The following is a 13,183-nucleotide window of genomic DNA, read 5'->3' as shown; positions in this document are numbered from 1 at the left end:
GCGGGACCGCCCGAATGGGCATCCTCCGTCGTGACTGGACACCAATAAGCACGCGTCGCCCGGTCGCACAAGAGCAAAGCGGAAAATTTCCGCAAATCTAGCCGATTATGGCTCATTTCTGCGTGAACGCACAGGCCAGACCCCGCAGACAACCCGGTCGCGCCCTTCCAGATCAGGCAGGACAGCCACCGCCTCGAATCCCGCCGCGCGCAGGATGTCGGCCACCTCTGGCCCCTGCGTCCAGCCGATTTCGACCATCAACCGCCCACCGGGGTGCAGATGCACGCCCGCCCCGCCCGCAATCGCGCGATAGGCGCTCAGCCCATCCGCCTCATCGGTCAACGCCCCGCGCGGATCGTGCGCCCGCACCTCGGGCATCAGCCCAGCCATTTCCGTCGCCGCGATATAGGGCGGGTTCGACACGATCAGGTCAAACACCCCCGTGACGCCATCGAACCAATCCGCCCGGATCAAATCCAGCCGCGCCGCGACCCCGTTCCGCGCGGCATTGCGCGCCGCCACCTTGATCGCCGCCTCCGAAATATCCGTGGCCACGCCCCGCGCCCCCGACCACTCCGCCAAGAGCGTCACCGCCAGAATGCCACTTCCGGTGCCAAGATCGAGCAAAGCCAAGGGCTTGGGCCCTGCCAAGGCTTCGGCGATCAGGCATTCCGTCTCGGGGCGCGGATCAAGCACATCCGCCGTCACCTCAAAGGTCCGACCCCAAAACTCCCGCCGCCCGAGGATCTTGGCGACAGGTTCCCGCGCCTCCCGCCGCGCGATCAGCGCCGCGAACCGCTCAGCCGCCCCCGGCTCCAGATCATCGCCCAGATGCAGGGTCAGCCGGTCACGCGCAATCCCCACGGCCTCGGCCAAGAGCGCGCGCGCATCCCCGGCCGCCGCCTCGATGCCCGCCACCTCCAACCGCTGCGCCGCCTCCAGCAAGGCCTCGCGCAGGGTCACGACATCTCGGCCAGCAATGTGGCCTGCGCATCGGCGGTCAGCGCGTCAATGACCTCATCGAGATCACCGCCCAACACCTGTTCCAATTTATAGAGCGTCAGGTTGATCCGGTGATCGGTCATCCGGCCTTGGGGGAAATTATAGGTGCGAATCCGCTCGGATCGGTCGCCTGTGCCCACCTGCGCCGCCCGATTGGCGCTGCGTTCGCTGTCCACCCGGTTGCGCTCCAGATCATAGAGCCGGGTTTTGAGGACCTGCATGGCAATCTCGCGGTTGCGGTGCTGCGATTTCTCGGAACTCGTGACCACGATTCCCGTGGGCAAATGCGTGATCCGTACCGCCGAATCGGTGGTGTTCACATGCTGGCCGCCCGCCCCGGACGAGCGCATCGTGTCGATCCGCAGGTCATTGGCGTTGATCTGGATATCCACATCCTCCGCCTCGGGCAGCACCGCCACGGTGGCGGCAGAGGTGTGGATGCGCCCGCCGCTCTCGGTCTCGGGCACACGCTGCACGCGGTGCACCCCCGATTCGTATTTGAGCCGGGCAAAGACCCCCTCACCGCCGATCCGTGCCACCAATTCGCGGATACCGCCCAATTCGCTTTGCTGTTCCTCGATCACCTCAAAGGACCAGCCGCGCGCCTCCGTATAGCGCTGATACATGCGCATCAGGTCCGCAGCAAAGAGCGCCGCCTCTTCCCCCCCCGTTCCGGGCCGGATTTCCAGAATCGCAGGCCGCGCATCCGCCTCGTCTCGTGGCAAGAGCGCCAGTTGCAACGCGGCTTCCATCTCCGGCAACCGCGCCTCCAGCGCCGCCACCTCTTCGCGCGCCAGATCGCGCATCTCGGGGTCGCCCAGCATCGCGCGCGCGCCCTCCAGATCGTCCAGCGCCTGCCGATAGGCGCGGATTTCCTCGACCACGGGCCGCAATTCCGAATACTCGCGCCCAAGGCGGGCAATATCGCCACCGCCCTGCATCATCTGCGCCTCGACGTAATCAAAGCGCTCCGCGATCTGTTGCAATCTGTCCAAGGGTACCATGGGAATGATCCTCTGTCCCATCCTTGTGACTTGGTCAAGAGGCGTCACCTGTGCTAGAATCACAGGATGAAAGCGTTGCTACCCCTCTTTCTGATCTGCGCCACTCCGGCGCTCGCCGATGCCACCATCGGCGGCAAGACGGTGGAATGCTATTGCACCGACCGCAATGGCGCGCGCGTCGAGATGGGCGAGACGATCTGCCTTCAGGTCGATGGCAACATGTTCATGGCGCAATGCCAGATGTCGCTCAACGTGCCCATGTGGCGCAAGATCACGGATGGATGCCTATCCTCCCGCCTGCCCCAATCGCTGCAACCAGCCGTCGATGCGGGTGGCGTTGACGCCCAGATCTGACTTGCCAAAGCGCAGACGCCCGTAAATCTCGAGGGTCTCGCCGTCCTGCCGCAACGTGGTATAGTCGGGAAACCCAAAGAGCCGCGAACGCGTGACATAGGTGATCATGCCCTGCGCCACATCCCCGGCCAGCACTCGCGTGCGCGGCGTGGCGCGGATGATCCCGTCGAGCGCGGCCAGATCCCCCGGCACCACCCGCACGGCCCCGCCCGCAAGATCGCCCGGCGTGGCGCTCTCGGGCATCACATGCCAACGCGCCGGATCACTTGGCGCAAGCCGCACATAGGCCATCCCCGCCACGATCCCGAGCAGGACCAGACCAAGCCAGAGCCTCATCGCAGCGCCCCGATACCGCTCACCCGGCCTGCGCCCCGTCCACGGTCTCGGCCAGCGCCTCGGCCCGCGCGGCGATCTCGGCGAGTGTCTCGACCACCTCGTTGGGCACCACCGGCACCTCGATCCTCTGCGCCTCGGGTGCGGGTGCGGTGCGCAGCTGATCCAGTTCCGCCTCCTTCTCCGCCAGCCGGTCCTCGGCCTCGCGCAGCTTGTCTTGCAGGCCTGCGGTCTTGTCGGCCAGCATCAGACCCGCCATGAGCAACATGCGCGGCTCGGGGATGCGCCCGATCTGCGCCGCCAATACGGCGGCCTCCTCGTCCAACATCTTCGCGGCGGCATAGAGGTAATGCTCCTCGCCCGCCTGACAGGCCACCTCGAAATTGCGTCCCCCGATCTCGATCTGAACCTCAGGCATCCGATGTCTCCGTTTTCTCTGTCTGCTCCGGCGCGGCACCCGCCTCGGCGATCACCTGCCCCAAGGCCGCCAGCACCGCCTCGACCTCGCCCCGATCCGCACCCCGCGCGGCGCGCAGCCCCTCCAACTCGGCCATCATCGCCTTGTTGATCAGATGCGGTTCGACCACGCCCGCCACCTGCGCGGCGCGCAGCGCCTGATTGTTGTCGCGCAACTGCTGATTGGCCTTGCGCAGCGCCTGCAGATCCGCATCGAGCTTGCGCAGGCTTTCGGCCTGCGCCCCCTCCACCGCGTCCAGCTTGGCATGCAGCGCCTTGATCCGCTCCTGCAACTGTGCATTGGCCAGTTGCTCTTCCTCCAACTGCCCCCGCAGCCGCGATACTTCTTCAGGATCGGCGGCGGTTTCAGGCGCGGCCGCGGGCCGCCCCTCCAGCCCCTGCGCGATGCGGTCCAGCGCCGCGGTGATCCGTGCCTGCAACTCGTTTATCTGGCTCATCCTCGAGGGTCCTCGCTTCTTTGCCCGGCTGTCCCACGAATCGCACACCGGGCGGGTTTTGATCAAGTCTAATGAAAGGATCAGCGAAATGCGCCCCCAAACCCGCTCAATCCATCGCTTCAGCCGCCTCGCGCTTGAACTTCTGGACCGGGCTGGTATGCAACGCCCAGATACACCCGTCAGACACCGCCATTCAAAGGATGCACGCCCCGTGGACATCGCCGCCCTTCGCACCGCCAACCCCGATCACTGGTCCAAGGCCACCGCCATCCGCGCGCTGACCCTCGACGCCGTCGCTGCCGCCAACTCCGGCCATTCCGGCATGCCCATGGGCATGGCCGATGTCGCGACCGTGCTCTTTGAGAAACATCTGAAGTTCGATCCCAGCGATCCCAACTGGCCCGACCGCGACCGCTTTATCCTGTCGGCGGGGCATGGCTCGATGCTGCTTTATTCCCTGCTGCATCTGACCGGCTATGCCGACATGACGATCGAGCAGATCCGCAATTTCCGCCAATGGGGGGCCAAAACCGCAGGCCACCCGGAATATGGCCACGCCACCGGCATCGAGACCACCACCGGCCCGCTCGGTCAGGGGATTTCCAACGCCGTGGGCTTTGCCATGGCCGAAGAGATGCTGCGCGCCCGCTTTGGCGCGAAACTGATGGATCACTATACCTATGTCATCGCCGGCGACGGCTGCCTGATGGAGGGTGTCAGCCAAGAGGCCATCGGTCTGGCCGGACGGCACGAGCTGTCGCGCCTGATCGTGCTCTGGGACAACAACAACATCACCATCGACGGCACCGTCGATCTGGCCGATCGCACCGATCAGGTGGCGCGCTTCCGCGCCTCCGGCTGGCATGTGCTGGAAATCGACGGGCATGACCCGATGGCGATTGACGCAGCCCTGACCGAGGCCAAGACCACGGCCCAGCCCACGATGATCGCCTGCAAGACCCATATCGCCCTTGGCCACGCGGCCCAGGACACCTCCAAGGGCCATGGCGCGCTGACCAATGCCGATCAGCTTGCCGCCGCGAAAGAGGCCTATGGCTGGCCCTATGGCCCGTTCGAAATTCCCGCTGACGTGAAATCGGCATGGGAGAAAATCGGCCAACGGGGCGCCGCAACCCATGCCGCATGGGCCAAGCGTCTGGCAGAGGCCTCGCCCGCGCGCCAGGCCGAGATTGCCCGCATCTTCAACCGCGACATGCCGGCGAAACTTGGCGCGCGCATCCGCGCGCTGAAAAAGCAGATCAGCGCCGAGGCCCCCAAGGTGGCCACCCGCCAATCCTCGGAAATGGTGCTCGAGGTGGTGAACCCGATCCTGCAGGAAACCGTCGGCGGCTCTGCCGATCTCTCGGGTTCCAACAATACCCGCTCGGGCGACATGACCGTCTTTGACGTGGACAACCGCAAGGGCCGCTATATCCACTGGGGCATCCGCGAACATGGCATGGCCGCCGCGATGAATGGCATGGCGCTGCATGGCGGCATCCGCCCCTATGGCGGCACCTTCATGTGCTTTACCGATTACGCCCGCCCCGCCATGCGTCTGGCCGCGCTGATGAAGATCCCGACCGTGTTCGTCATGACCCATGACAGCATCGGTCTGGGCGAGGATGGTCCGACCCACCAGCCTATCGAACATCTCGCGATCAGCCGCGCCACGCCCAACACTTGGGTCTTCCGCCCCTGCGACACGGTCGAGACCGCCGAAGCCTGGGAACTGGCGCTGACCTCCAAGGAAACCCCCTCGGTCCTGTCGCTGACCCGTCAGGGCCTGCCCACCTTGCGGCGCGAGCATAAGGCCAAGAACCTGACCGCCCAGGGCGCCTATGTGCTGGCCGATGCGGAGGGCAAACGCCAGGCGATCCTGATGGCCACCGGATCGGAGGTCGAGATTGCCATGAAGGCGCGCGATCTCTTGCAGGCCGAAGGCATCGGCACGCGCGTTGTCTCGATGCCGTGCTGGGAACTCTTCGAGGAACAGGATGACAGCTACCGCAAACGCGTCCTGCCCGCAGGCCCGGTGCGCGTCGCCATCGAGGCGGCGATCCGCTTCGGCTGGGACCGCTGGCTCTACGGCGAGCGCGGCCGCCGCGAAAAGGGCGGCTTTGTCGGCATGCACGATTTCGGGGCCTCGGCACCGGCGCCGACGCTCTACAAGGAATTCGGCATCACGCCCGAGGCCGTGGCGGACAAGGTCAAATCCCTGCTCTGAGCCGGGGACTAAACCCAATGTAGAAGCCCGGATGCCCCGCGTCCGGGCTTTTTATTGGCAATGAGATGTCGCGCAGCACTTGCCCCCGCGCGGAACAAGGCGCGTAGCGCCGCCGCGCGGATCGCTGGGCCGTCCCGCGGCCTAGCGATTTTGAGAGGGAGCGCAATTCTGTGGGGGCACATGGACTTGGCGGGCATAAATTGGCAACCACAACTGTCGCATCGCTAGTCCCCGGCCCAGCGATCCGCGCACCTCTTCCACCACATCCCCCAACTTGCGCGCGCCCACACCCAGCCCCTACACTCTCTCATCATGCCCAGCCTCTGTCGCGATTGCCTGACCCGATTCGACACCGCCCGCCGCTGCCCCGCCTGCGGCAGCCCCCGCATCGTGGCCCATCCCGAACTCTTTGATCTCTCCATCGCCCATATGGATTGCGATGCCTTCTACGCCTCTGTCGAGAAACGCGACAATCCAGAGCTTGCCGACAAGCCGCTCATCATCGGCGGCGGACGGCGCGGCGTGGTCTCGACCGCCTGCTATATCGCCCGCATCAAGGGGGTGCGCTCTGCCATGCCGATGTTTCAGGCGCTCAAACTCTGCCCCGAGGCGGTGGTGATCAAACCGCGCATGCAGGTCTATGCCGAGGCCTCGCGCGCCATCCGCGCCATGATGCTCGATCTCACGCCGGACGTGGAACCGCTCTCGCTGGATGAGGCGTTTCTCGATCTCACCGGCACCGCGCGCCTGCATGGCGCACCGCCCGCCGTGATGCTGGCGCGCCTCATCAAGCGGATGCGCGACGAGTTGGGCCTGACCGGCTCCATCGGCCTCAGCCATAACAAGTTTCTGGCCAAGATCGCCTCGGACCTCGACAAACCGCATGGGTTCGCGGTGATCGGTGCGGGGGAAACCGCCGATTTCCTGCGCGACCGTCCCGTCAGCCTCATCTGGGGCGTGGGCCAGTCCACCCTCAAGGCGCTGAATGACGCGGGCATCCGCAGCTTTGCCGATCTCCTTCGGTGGGACCGCCGCGATCTCAATGCGCGCTTTGGTTCCATGGGCGACCGACTCTGGCATCTGGCGCGCGGGCAGGACCGCCGCCGCGTCTCGGCCAATGCGCCGGTCAAATCCATCTCGAACGAAACGACATTCTACGAGGACACCCGCGACCGCGACCTGCTCGATGGCCACATCTGGCGGCTGGCGGAAAAAGTGGCGGACCGTGCCAAGGCCCGCGCCCTCGCGGGCCGCGTCGTCACGCTCAAGCTCAAGCGCGCTGATCACACGCTGCTCACCCGCCGCCACGCCCTGCGCGACGCCACCCAGCTTGCCGACACGCTCTACCGCACCGCCCGCGCGCTCTTGGATCAGGTACCGCAAGGGGCCGCCTACCGGCTCATCGGCGTCGGCCTGTCGGATCTGGTGCCCGAAACCGCCGCCGACCGCTCGGGCGATCTCTTGGACCCCCAAGCCACCCGCCGCGCCGGGGCCGAACGTGCCACCGACGCCATCCGCGCCAAATTCGGGCCAGATGCAATCGTCAAAGGGCGGGCGTTGCGGTAGGGAATGGGCGCGAGAGGTTCGATCATGTTTTGAGCTATGCCCCAATCACCAAGGCGCGGAATCAAGGTGCCGCAGGCACCGCCGCGCTGCGCCCGACCGCCCCACCGGGCGGGCGCATTTGCAACGGCTCAACTCACTAAAAACGCGGAAGACTTGGCAGGCATAAATTGCCAATAAATACTGTTGCTGCGCCCACCCGGCGGTCGGGCACCGCGCGGCCCCCTACTCCGCCGCCAGTGGCCGCGCCTCGGCGCGCCCGATCTCCGCGATGTCATGGATCACCCCGGACAGCAATTTGCGGAACGCCTCGAAATTGCCGTTGGGCCGAATGAGGCGCTCGTTCATGTAGAGCGCGCGGTCAATCTCCACCTGCACGGCATGGCGCGCGCGCGCCGGGCGGCCATAAGCCTGCGTGATATAAGCCCCGGCAAAGGGCGTGTTGCGCGTAACCACCAGCCCGGCGTTGACGAAGGCCGCCTCGATCCGCTCCACAATCGCCCCATCCGCCGCCGCCCCGAACCGGTCGCCCAGAACGATCTCGGGCCGGCGCACGCCCCGCCGCGCCACCGCATCCATCGCCTCATGCGGCATCGAATGGCAATCAATCAGAATAGACTGCCCGAACATCAGATGCGCCTGATCGAGTTGCCCCTGCAACGCCGTGTGATAGGGCTTCCAGTAATTCTCGATCCGGTGCTCTGCCTCGGCCATGCTCAGCTTGCCCGCATAGATCGCCTGCCCATTGGCCACAACGCGCGGAATGACACCCAGCCCCGAGGCCACACGCGGATTATGCCCCTGCCGCGCCACGCCCTCGATCAGGGCCGGGTCCAATTCATCGGCGCTGCGGTTCAGATCGACATAGGCGCGTGGTGCCCCCGCCTTGATCAACGGCGCTCCATGGAGCGGCGCGCTCTCGAACAACTGATCGACAAACGCATCCTCGGACGAGCGCACCGAATGCTCGTTCAGCGTGGTGCGCCGCAGAAAGGTCCAAGGGTAATCCCGCCCGCTATGGGGCGAGGCGAACACCACCGCCGTGGTCCGCCGTTCGGGATGCGTGAGGTGATAGGCGACCTTGGGCATGCGTGTTCCTTTCCCCCGTGATAATAGACTGAAATTGGTGTTCTAAAAGCCCTTGATCCCCTCTCCGACTCCTTTTATAGACCACCGAACCGGCGCGGATTTCCGCGCCCCTCTTTTTGGGGCAGGCGATCGGCTGGCATTCATGGGCGATTAGCTCAGTGGTAGAGCACTTCGTTGACATCGAAGGGGTCACAAGTTCGAACCTTGTATCGCCCACCATGAATTCACTGTCCCGCACACCGGGACGCCCGCAACCCCAGGCGCTGGCCCGCGCCGCGACAACCGAGGAGACGACCATGAAGGTTCGTAATTCGCTCCGCTCGCTCAAGAACCGGCACCGGGATTGCCGTGTCGTGCGCCGCAAAGGCCGCGTCTACGTGATCAACAAGACCCAGCCGCGTTTCAAAGCCCGTCAGGGCTGAGCCGCGATCAGCCCTGCGGCTGAAGGATCAAAACCCCGCCCAACCGGCGGGGTTTTTCTTTGGGGGATGGCCGCGCCTTGGGTTCGATTGCCGTGCCGCGCGATGGCCAGACCGCGGTTTGGCGATAGAACGGCGGAAACTGCCCGTTTATCCCAGCAAAATCCGTATGCCACCAACGTGTCGCACCACATTGCAAAATCGCCAGACCGGGGGGCGGTCTGGCGATCGCGCGGAACCTTCGGTTCTATTCGCGCGGGCTGCGTCTCAAACCTCGCCTCAATCCCTGAGCAACTCGTTGATCCCGGTTTTGGAGCGCGTCTGCGCGTCCACCCGCTTGACGATCACCGCGCAATAGAGGTTGATGCCATTCTTCGACGGCATCGAGCCTGCGACAACCACGGAATAGGGCGGCACTTCGCCATACATGACTTCGCCGGTCTCGCGGTCCACGATCTTGGTGGATTTTCCGATGAAAACCCCCATGCCCAGAACCGATCCCTCGCGCACGATGCAGCCCTCAACCACCTCGGAGCGCGCACCGATAAAGCAATTGTCCTCGATGATCGTCGGCCCCGCCTGCATCGGCTCCAGCACGCCGCCGATACCGACACCGCCCGAGAGATGCACATTCTTGCCGATCTGCGCACAAGACCCCACCGTGGCCCAGGTATCCACCATCGTGCCGCTGTCCACATAGGCGCCGAGATTGACAAAGGACGGCATCAGCACCACGCCCGGCGCGATATAGGCCGACTTGCGCACGACGCAGTTCGGCACGGCGCGGAAGCCCGCCGCCTTCCACTCGTTGTCGCCCCAGCCCTTGAACTTGCTGTCGACCTTGTCCCACCAGCCCGCGCCCTGCGGCCCGCCTGCGTGCACTTCCATATCCTTGATCCGGAACCCCAGAAGCACCGCCTTCTTGGCCCACTGGTTCACATGCCACTGGCCATCCGCCTGCCGCTCCGCCACCCGCAGGCTGCCGCTGTCAAGCGCCGCCAGCGTTTCCTCGATGGCCTCGCGGGTCTCGCCTCCCGTGGCGGAGGTGATCGTGTCGCGCGCCTCCCAGGCGGCTTCGATTGCGGATTCTAGAACTGCGTTTGACATAGAGCCTCCGGTTACAATTGTTCCACGCGGCTATAGCCAAATGCGCGCGCTCACACAATGCAAGAGACCCGCCCCTGTCGTGGCATGGTCGGGGCGACCCCACGGCCGCCCCAAGGCCGCTTCAGGCGGCAAGATCCAGCTTCACCAGCGTCTGGTTCAACAGGACATAGGCAATCTCGCCAAATGTCACCGGCCCGGTAAAGCCCGCCGTCAGCTTGCCCTCCATATCGCCGTAAACATAGTTGAGAATACAGTTGCACGAATAGCTGCCCTCACCTGCGGACCCAACCTGCGCGGCAAACGTCTTGGCATAGTCCTCCTGCGGGGCCGCCAGACGATACTCAACGCCCGGAAACACAGGGGCGTAAAAGGCCACGCTGCTGGCCTCGGGATCGACCGACTGGAACGACACATTGATCAGCGCACCCGCATAATTAGCCACAAGCGGCAATTTGGTGTCGATGCCCTTATCCGTCACGTACTGAGAGAAATCGACCTCTGCACCGTTCACATAGGCTTTGCGTGCCGAAAATCCGGCCTCGGGAAAGGAGAAAACGAGGCCGGCATCGTCGCCTTGTTTGAAGATATTTACGATATCAAGGCTCGGCTGCATCCCGTCAGGCAAGGCAACATGCAAAAGAACAGCCCCATCCTCATGCTTGGCACCCTGCGCGCCATCAAAAACAGAGGGCGCCACCTTGCCAATTTCTTCCAGATGCACGCCACTGACCCAGCCCAACAGCGGCTGGTCAAACACGTCGCCATAGCCTGCACCGTCCTCGGCAAACCGGGCATGCGCCTCGGAAAAGGCGGGAATGATCACCAGCGTCACGCCACCGGGCTGATAGCCTTGCGCCAAAGTCGGCAAATCCGCCGTGGCCAGATGACGCGCAGTTGCGCGGCTTCCTTCTGGAAAGGTGGTGCAGAAGAGGTGATCACGATCCACCTTGCCACCGGCCTCCGTCATGAAATAGACCGTGCTTCCGCCGATCCAGTTGCCCTTGGGCAATGTGCTCAGCAACTCCGGCGCACCGGCAATCGACATCACCGCGCCGGCCTCGATCCGTGCAGCCACTTCTTGCGGGGTTAGGAATTCGTTCTTCATCGCGTATCCTTCAATATAAATCAGAGAGTTGCCAACTCGGCGCTGGCGGCGGGATTCTTGGCGATAAAGGCACGCAAATCCGCAACAAGAACGCTTAGCTTTGCAGGTTCCGTGCGCGCCTGCACACGGAGCCGGTTCAAAACGATGCGCGTGGCCAGCGATGCCGCTGCCAGATCGCTTGTCCCGTTAATGGCCCGTAACAGGTCCGTTTCCGAAAGTACCATTGAGTGCCCTCCTTGTCCGTTGATCGACACAGGAAGGCCCTGCAAGAAATGCGCCAACTCGCGTGACGCACAGGGATGGAGGGCCGCAATTTCCCGGCACATGCACCAGCGCTGCGGCAGCTATCCCGCCAGATGCACGGGCAGGATGGCCTCAGCCGCCCCGGATCAATTCATCCTCGTCATCCGAGGCCGACAATCCCAGCGCATCCAGGCCATTTTCCAGATGATCCGACAGATGCGGCGTGCCCAAGAGGTAATCGGCGCAGGGTGTGGTCGCCTCTTCATAGGCGGTGCGCTTGGCCTCTTCGAGTTCTTCGGCCTCGAAACTGCCGCGCCCGATCCACATGACGGCAACCAGACTGGCCTGTTCCTCTTCGCTCAGCCGATCCAGAAAGGCGCGCAACTCGCCTTCGGCGCGCTCCAATTCACGCGCCATCAGCACCACCTGCGCGATTTTATGTACCGTGATCTCCAGCATGTTCCCGCCCTCCTGTCGCGCTTATCCTAGCACAGGATTGCCGGGCGCACAGCCACCCGTCCTTGATCTCACGCAAAGAGCCGGTAATAGACCCAATCCGGCAAAAACCGAGACAAACGAAAGACATAGCTGAAAAGTCGCGGGAAATTCCGCTGGAATGCAGCCTCGTCACACATCAATTCGAACATCTCTTGGGCTGCCGCCTCGGGTGTCATGATAAAGGGCATGCGAAACTGGTTCTTGTCCGTCAGCCGCGTCTTGATGAAACCGGGGTTGGCCAGTTGCACCCGCACGCCGCTGCGCCAAAGATCAGCGCGCATCGATTCCGCCAAGGACATGGTCGCCGCCTTGGACGCGGCATAACCAATCGCCCCCGGTAGCCCACGAAACCCCGAGAGCGAGCCGGTCAACACCACATGGCCCGCGTCCCGCGCCACCATATCTGGCAACACCGCGCCGATGACCCGCACTGCGCCGGTGAAATTCACATCCGCCATGGCCACCACTTGTTCGGGGTTCCATTCGGTTGCGGGCATCGGCCAGTAAACTCCGGCCAGCCACACCAGCCCGTCGATCTGCCCCACCGCACGCGCGGCCTCGGCCACGCTGTCGGCGTCCTGCACATCCATGGGCACGGCCCGCGCCCGCCCCGGCAACCCGGCCACGACCTCGTCCAGCCGCTCGGCATTGCGCGCCGACACGATCACCTCGGCCCCGGCTGCGCTGATCTTCTGCGCCAGTGCGGCCCCCAGCCCCTCGCTGGCGCCCACCAGCCAATAACGTTTGCCGCGCCAGTCCATCATGCCTCGACCCGCCGCATCACCGCCACCAATTCCGCCACCTTGATCCCGAACTTGCGAAACTGGCTGCGATTGATCACCACCCCGTTGGGGGCCAGATACATCCAGTCGGTGACGCTCAGCACATGGCCCCCCGCCTCTTTCGGCAGGCGGATGCGATAGCAAAGCCGGGCGGCTGCGCCCATCTGCTGTCCCGTGCCCGTGCCCACCAGATCCTCGGCCTCGGCCCGGATGCTGCCATCATTGCCCAGCTCCAGCTGCCACTCGCGGTCCTGCGCATTGCCGCTGTCATAATCGAAATGCTCGCGCATCACGCCGCGATTGCCCTGCCAACTGGCCTCGAAATCGCCGGTGAACCGCGACGCGACCCGCCCCAGAGGGCCGTAAATCACCCCTTCGCATTTGATCGCGCCGTTCAGATGCTCGCGCAGATCAAACTGCGGACCCTGTTGCGCGTAATCTTCAGGTGCCTGCGCGTCAAAGCCCGCATAACGCTCTTTCAGCAGCACCAGCGCCAGCATCGCGAACGCCCCCAGCAGAGTCCATCCCAAAGCCTCCATCAGA

The 13,183-nt window shown here is 64.4% G+C and carries 16 protein-coding genes and 1 tRNA gene; 5 read left to right on the top strand and 12 right to left on the bottom strand.

Features of this window, described 5'->3' with window-relative positions; translation table 11 throughout:
* Nucleotides 1-105: 105 nt before the first annotated feature.
* Together prmC and prfA are read right to left on the bottom strand one after the other, a co-directional pair.
* On the bottom strand, nt 106-963 hold the full coding sequence (gene prmC, locus ROSMUC_RS02905; protein WP_037269317.1) for a peptide chain release factor N(5)-glutamine methyltransferase: 858 nt from the start codon (nt 961-963) through the stop codon (nt 106-108).
* Nucleotides 960-2,006 (bottom strand): peptide chain release factor 1, encoded by a 1,047-nt coding sequence (prfA, locus tag ROSMUC_RS02900; protein ID WP_037269314.1) that lies wholly within the window; start codon nt 2,004-2,006, stop codon nt 960-962. Before prfA ends, prmC begins: the two co-directional genes overlap by 4 nt.
* Before the next feature lie 66 nt (nt 2,007-2,072).
* Here prfA and ROSMUC_RS02895 point away from each other — a divergent pair, with 66 nt between their 5' ends.
* A complete protein-coding gene (locus ROSMUC_RS02895) occupies nt 2,073-2,360 on the top strand; it encodes a hypothetical protein (RefSeq protein WP_075571702.1) in 288 nt (95 codons plus the stop codon).
* Here ROSMUC_RS02895 and ROSMUC_RS02890 read toward each other — a convergent pair.
* Genes ROSMUC_RS02890 through ROSMUC_RS02880 form a run of 3 tightly spaced genes read right to left on the bottom strand, consistent with a single transcriptional unit; the run spans nt 2,292 to nt 3,607 of the window.
* A complete protein-coding gene (locus ROSMUC_RS02890) occupies nt 2,292-2,696 on the bottom strand; it encodes a DUF1499 domain-containing protein (protein WP_037269313.1) in 405 nt (134 codons plus the stop codon). The genes ROSMUC_RS02895 and ROSMUC_RS02890 overlap by 69 nt on opposite strands.
* A gap of 19 nt (nt 2,697-2,715) precedes the next feature.
* A complete protein-coding gene (locus ROSMUC_RS02885) occupies nt 2,716-3,111 on the bottom strand; it encodes a cell division protein ZapA (RefSeq protein ID WP_037269311.1) in 396 nt (131 codons plus the stop codon).
* Nucleotides 3,104-3,607 (bottom strand): hypothetical protein, encoded by a 504-nt coding sequence (locus ROSMUC_RS02880; protein ID WP_037269310.1) that lies wholly within the window; start codon nt 3,605-3,607, stop codon nt 3,104-3,106. Before ROSMUC_RS02880 ends, ROSMUC_RS02885 begins: the two co-directional genes overlap by 8 nt.
* 211 nt (nt 3,608-3,818) lie before the next feature.
* Here ROSMUC_RS02880 and tkt point away from each other — a divergent pair, with 211 nt between their 5' ends.
* Nucleotides 3,819-5,834 carry a transketolase gene (gene tkt / locus ROSMUC_RS02875; protein WP_037269884.1) on the top strand — a complete coding sequence of 672 codons (2,016 nt, stop codon included), beginning with the start codon at nt 3,819-3,821 and terminating at the stop codon, nt 5,832-5,834.
* A gap of 312 nt (nt 5,835-6,146) precedes the next feature.
* On the top strand, nt 6,147-7,400 hold the full coding sequence (locus tag ROSMUC_RS02870) for a DNA polymerase IV (RefSeq protein WP_075571701.1): 1,254 nt from the start codon (nt 6,147-6,149) through the stop codon (nt 7,398-7,400).
* Between the two features lie 222 nt (nt 7,401-7,622).
* Here the strand turns inward: ROSMUC_RS02870 and ROSMUC_RS02865 are convergent, their stop codons facing one another.
* Complete coding sequence (locus ROSMUC_RS02865; RefSeq protein ID WP_037269305.1) at nt 7,623-8,486, bottom strand: N-formylglutamate amidohydrolase; 864 nt, start codon at nt 8,484-8,486, stop codon at nt 7,623-7,625.
* A gap of 144 nt (nt 8,487-8,630) precedes the next feature.
* On the opposite strand from ROSMUC_RS02865, the gene ROSMUC_RS02860 reads away from it, so the two are divergent.
* Both ROSMUC_RS02860 and ykgO read left to right on the top strand, forming a co-directional pair.
* Nucleotides 8,631-8,705 (top strand) — tRNA-Val (locus tag ROSMUC_RS02860).
* Between the two features lie 77 nt (nt 8,706-8,782).
* Nucleotides 8,783-8,908 (top strand): type B 50S ribosomal protein L36, encoded by a 126-nt coding sequence (gene ykgO / locus ROSMUC_RS02855; protein WP_008282420.1) that lies wholly within the window; start codon nt 8,783-8,785, stop codon nt 8,906-8,908.
* Nucleotides 8,909-9,184: 276 nt separating this feature from the next.
* Here the strand turns inward: ykgO and dapD are convergent, their stop codons facing one another.
* From dapD to ROSMUC_RS02825, 6 genes are all read right to left on the bottom strand, one after another.
* On the bottom strand, nt 9,185-10,012 hold the full coding sequence (gene dapD / locus ROSMUC_RS02850) for a 2,3,4,5-tetrahydropyridine-2,6-dicarboxylate N-succinyltransferase (protein WP_037269303.1): 828 nt from the start codon (nt 10,010-10,012) through the stop codon (nt 9,185-9,187).
* Nucleotides 10,013-10,133: 121 nt separating this feature from the next.
* Nucleotides 10,134-11,117, bottom strand: coding sequence for a DUF6976 family protein (locus ROSMUC_RS02845; RefSeq protein WP_037269299.1), 984 nt, complete (start codon nt 11,115-11,117; stop codon nt 10,134-10,136).
* A 20-nt stretch (nt 11,118-11,137) separates the two neighbouring features.
* Nucleotides 11,138-11,341: a hypothetical protein gene (locus ROSMUC_RS02840; RefSeq protein ID WP_037269296.1), complete on the bottom strand. Its 204-nt coding sequence runs from the start codon at nt 11,339-11,341 to the stop codon at nt 11,138-11,140.
* Nucleotides 11,342-11,492: 151 nt separating this feature from the next.
* Nucleotides 11,493-11,819, bottom strand: a complete 327-nt coding sequence (locus tag ROSMUC_RS02835; protein ID WP_037269293.1) for a DUF3775 domain-containing protein — start codon at nt 11,817-11,819, stop codon at nt 11,493-11,495.
* 68 nt (nt 11,820-11,887) lie between these two features.
* Nucleotides 11,888-12,622: an SDR family NAD(P)-dependent oxidoreductase gene (locus tag ROSMUC_RS02830; RefSeq protein ID WP_037269290.1), complete on the bottom strand. Its 735-nt coding sequence runs from the start codon at nt 12,620-12,622 to the stop codon at nt 11,888-11,890.
* On the bottom strand, nt 12,619-13,179 hold the full coding sequence (locus tag ROSMUC_RS02825) for a DUF3833 domain-containing protein (protein WP_037269288.1): 561 nt from the start codon (nt 13,177-13,179) through the stop codon (nt 12,619-12,621). The genes ROSMUC_RS02830 and ROSMUC_RS02825 overlap by 4 nt, the downstream gene beginning before the upstream one ends.
* Between the last annotated feature and the right edge of the window lie 4 nt (nt 13,180-13,183).

It is taken from the genome of Roseovarius mucosus DSM 17069 (assembly GCF_000768555.3).
Lineage (GTDB): Bacteria > Pseudomonadota > Alphaproteobacteria > Rhodobacterales > Rhodobacteraceae > Roseovarius > Roseovarius mucosus.
Note: the sequence above shows the minus strand (reverse complement) of the source record. Positions and strands in the feature narration are given on the sequence as shown.